This is a genomic window from Streptomyces sp. NPDC007162, from assembly GCF_040634175.1.
Lineage (GTDB): Bacteria > Actinomycetota > Actinomycetes > Streptomycetales > Streptomycetaceae > Streptomyces.
Genome location: NZ_JBEYFC010000706.1, coordinates 1 through 3,755 on the forward strand (window position 1 = coordinate 1; position 3,755 = coordinate 3,755).

Consider the following 3,755-nt stretch of genomic DNA (forward strand, 5'->3'; position numbering starts at 1 on the left):
TCGGGGCCCAGCGGGCGAAGCAGTGCCTCCCCCACACCCGCCCGGGGCGGTGCGCCGCCGGCCGACCCCCCGGGGTGGGCGCGCGGCCCGGTACCGCCCGGAACCGGGCCGTCCGGGTGGCCCCTACCGGGGCCGGACCGCGGTGTGCACCGTACGGGCGCCGAGGACGAACACGTCGGACCTGCGGTGGACGCTCGCCGGGTCGGCCGGGTCGAGGAGCCGGTCCAGGGTGGCGCGGTCGTCGGCGTCGAGACCGTCGCCGATCGTGTCACGGAAACGCGTGAGGATCTCCGTCGCGTAGGCGCGGGCCCGGTCGGAGGCCGGGGCGGGCAGGTCGATCAGGAAGCTGCGGCTGCGGGTGTGCTTGAGGCCGGCCGAGTTCAGCAGCGCGGGCCAGTCCTCTGCCTCCGCCACCGCGCCGGGCAGGTCGGTGCGCATCTGCTCGAACCACTCCTCCTGCACCGCGTCCAGCCGGGCCTGGAGGCCGGGCCGGCCGATGCCGATGTCCCGGGGCAGGAAGCGGCTGGGCAGACCGCCCTCCAGGATGGCCAGGGTGCCTCCGGGGGCCAGCCGCTCGCCGAAGGCGGTCAGCGCGGCCCGCTGGTCGCCGAGGTGGTGCAGGGCGTGCCCGGCCCACAGCAGGTCCGCCGGGTAGTCCAACTCGTCCAGCGCTCCGGGGAGTTCACCCGCGAGCACGCCGAAGCGGTCGCCGACGCCCAGTCGCTCGGCGCGGGCCAGGGCCCGGTCCAGGAGCGGCGCGCTGCCGTCCACGGCCAGTACCCGGGCGCCCGGGAAGACCTCGGCGAACAGACACGACACCACCCCGGGTCCGCTGCCCGCGTCCACGATCAGCCCGGGCTCGGTGACCTCCTTGCCGAGCCAGCTCAGCGCGTTCTCGTAGAGGGGCGTGAAGAGCTCCGCCTGCGACTCCAGGTGATCGGCCATCTCGGCCCAGTCGATGTCGGTGTGCGCGTGGGTGTGCGTGCCCTTGTGCCGGTGGTCGTGGTCGTGGTCGTGCGCCATGGGATCAGCCTCTCGTCCGGATGGCGCAAGGGTGCGCCGACGCCCCGTCCGGAAGCCAGTTCTGTTGCCGATGCGGCAAAAAACCCGATGCGGACGGCAAGGCGGGCGGGGCACGATGACCCGGTGGACGACGACCTCGTGGAACGCTTCCTGACCGACGGTTTCGTGAAGATCGAGGGCGCGTTCCCGCCGCGGGTCGCCGAGGACTGCGCCCGGCTGCTGTGGCGGGAGACGGGCTACGACCCGGAGGACCCCGGCACCTGGCAGGACCCGGTGGTGTGGGTGGCGGACATGGCCCAGGGCCCGTTCGCGGCGGCGGCCAACTCCCCCGCGCTGCATCGGGCGTTCGACCTGCTGGTGGGCGAGGGCCGATGGGTGCCCAGGTATTCGCTGGGAAGTTTCCCGCTGCGGTTCCCGCACCCCGAGGAGCCGGACGACGCGGGCTGGCACATCGAGGGAAGCTACCTTCCCGAGGGCGCGAGCTGGTACTTCACCAACCTGCGCTCACGGGACCGGGCCCTGCTGATGCTCTTCCTGTTCAGCGAGGTGACGCGGGAGGACGCCCCGACCCGGATCCGGATCGGCTCGCACCTCGACGTGCCGCCGCTGCTCGAGCCCTACGGAGAGGACGGCGTGTCCGGTCTGGAGATCGCCCCGCGGCTGGTCGAGGCCTCCGCGCACCGTCCCCTCGCCTACGCCACCGGCCGTCCCGGCGACGTCTTCCTCTGTCATCCGTTCCTGGTGCACGCGGCCCAGCCGCACCACGGCTCCCGCCCCCGTCTCATGGCCCAGCCACCGCTGATGCCGGCCGCTCCCTGCGAACTGGAGCGGCCGGACGGTGACTACTCGGCGGTGGAGACCGCCATCCGCCGGGGCCTGGCCCGGGAGGGCTGAGCCCCGGGGGAGGCTGCCGTCACGGCAACGGCGGGTAGGCGTTCGCCATCAGCTGCTGGAACTGGGCGGAGAACCAGTGCCCGGACAGCGGCGCGTTCGGCAGGGCGCCGGACATGTTGTTGCCGTTGCGGGCGTTGCCCGTGTACGTCGGGTCGCACATCCGGTCGAAGCCCTTGCCCTCGTCGTTCGGGATGGCTGAGCTGGAGCCGTCCGACTCACCCGGAGGCTTCATCCAGACGTAGGCGTCGATCCCGGCGGCCGGGCTGGCCTGCGGGCGCTCGCCGAGGCCCGCTCCGGCCTGGTTGCACCAGTTGCCGACGTGGATCCGGCGGTCGTAGCGGCCCCCGTCGACGTACGCGTCCACGCTGGTCGTCGGGCCGGGGCCGGCCGGCCGCGCGCTGCCGCCCCAGCCGTTGCGGGAGGTGTCGATCAGCATGCCGATGCCCGAGTTGAAGCCGACCGAGACCAGTTCGGTGCGGAAGGCCTGGGCGAAGGAGAGCTCGTCGACGTAGCGGTTCCAGTCGACCCACTTGGACTGGCGGACGGAGGTGCCGTTCACCGTGTCGTTGATGGTGAAGTTGTTCTCCTTCAGGGCGCTGTAGTTGGCCGTGTCGGTGATGAACCCCTGGACGTCGTCGACGGTCGCGCCCTCGGCGTTTGCGGCCTGGTAGAGGACCTGGGCGGAGGAGGCGAAGTTGTCGTCCCAGCCCAGCCAGCCGTGGTGGCCGGCGTCCAGGTAGTTGTAGACGTTCGGGATCGCGCCGAGCTTGGCCAGCGCGTAGCCGACGCCCTTCACGTAGTTGCCGTTGGCCAGCATGGTGTTGCAGTTGGCGGTGGCGGTGGCCCGGCTGCCGGTGTTGGTGACCAGGTTGGGCAGCGAGTCGAGCTCGACGGTGGTGACGATCCGCAGCGAGGCGTACTTGCTGTCGGACAGGATCGCCGCGATCGGGTCGATGAACTGCGTCTTGTACTTGTCGATCTCCGTCGGGCCGAGTTCGCCGTTCGAGGCGAGGGCGGAGCAGTCGCGTCCGGGCAGGTCGTAGATGACCAGCTGGACGACTTCCTGGCCGCTGCCCTTCTGGGCCAGGGCCGCGTCGAGGTGGTCGCGCAGGCCCATGCCGCCGTTCACGCCGTTGATCGCGGCGATGCGGTCGAGCCAGACGCCGGTGGGCTGGTTGGAGACGCGGGTGCCGCCCGGTTCGGCGGCGGCCTTCGCCGACCACTCCGGGTTCACGTACACCTTGGCGCCGGAGTACGGGTTGTCGACCCGGGTGCCGGAGCCGCCGCCGTTGCCCCCGCCACCCGGGCCGCCACCGCTGCCGGTGCCGTCGTCGACGTTGCAGGTGACGCCGTCGAGCGTGAAGGCGGTCGGGACCGCGTTCGTGCCGCTGTAGGTCCCGTTGAACCCGAAGCTGACCGAACCGCCGGTCGCCAGGGTGCCGTTGTACGTCTCATTGCTCGCGGTGACCGCGGTGCCGCTCTGGCTGACCTTGGCGCTCCAGTAGCTGCTCACCGACTGGTTCCCGGCGTACGACCACTTCACCGCCCAACTCGACTTCGCCGCCGAGTTGTTGGTGACGGTGACGGCGGCGGTGAAGCCGGAGCCCCAGTCGTTCTGGATCTTGTAGTCGACGGTGCAGGGGATCGCGGAGATCGCCGCGTGGGCGGCGGGGGAGGCGGCGACCGCCGGCCCCGAAACCCCGGCGACGAGCGCCAGGGCGGCGAGTACCGCTGTTCTGGTACGACTCATGAGTGCGGGTTCCTTCTTCTCGGGTCGGACTTCTCCGGTGGGGTGGGTCTGGACGGCGCGGCCCTCCCACTCGATGGTGCCCTTGTCG

3 protein-coding genes are annotated in these 3,755 nt (G+C 71.8%); 1 reads left to right on the forward strand and 2 read right to left on the reverse strand.

Annotated elements, in window-relative coordinates:
- Positions 1-123: 123 nt before the first annotated feature.
- Positions 124-1,023 carry a class I SAM-dependent methyltransferase gene (locus tag ABZ646_RS42440; protein ID WP_360531913.1) on the reverse strand — a complete coding sequence of 300 codons (900 nt, stop codon included), beginning with the start codon at positions 1,021-1,023 and terminating at the stop codon, positions 124-126.
- Positions 1,024-1,110: 87 nt separating this feature from the next.
- On the opposite strand from ABZ646_RS42440, the gene ABZ646_RS42445 reads away from it, so the two are divergent.
- Positions 1,111-1,917, forward strand: coding sequence for a phytanoyl-CoA dioxygenase family protein (locus ABZ646_RS42445; protein WP_360531916.1), 807 nt, complete (start codon positions 1,111-1,113; stop codon positions 1,915-1,917).
- A gap of 19 nt (positions 1,918-1,936) precedes the next feature.
- On the opposite strand, the gene ABZ646_RS42450 is transcribed toward ABZ646_RS42445, so the two are convergent.
- Positions 1,937-3,667 (reverse strand): glycoside hydrolase family 6 protein, encoded by a 1,731-nt coding sequence (locus ABZ646_RS42450; protein ID WP_360531919.1) that lies wholly within the window; start codon positions 3,665-3,667, stop codon positions 1,937-1,939.
- Positions 3,668-3,755 lie beyond the last annotated feature (88 nt).

Coding starts and splice junctions, on each gene's coding strand:
- ABZ646_RS42450 (WP_360531919.1), bottom strand. CDS start 3,667: ATGAGTCGTACCAGAACAGCGGTACTCGCCGCCCTGGCGCTCGTCGCC.
- ABZ646_RS42440 (WP_360531913.1), bottom strand. CDS start 1,023: ATGGCGCACGACCACGACCACGACCACCGGCACAAGGGCACGCACACC.
- ABZ646_RS42445 (WP_360531916.1), top strand. CDS start 1,111: ATGCGGACGGCAAGGCGGGCGGGGCACGATGACCCGGTGGACGACGAC.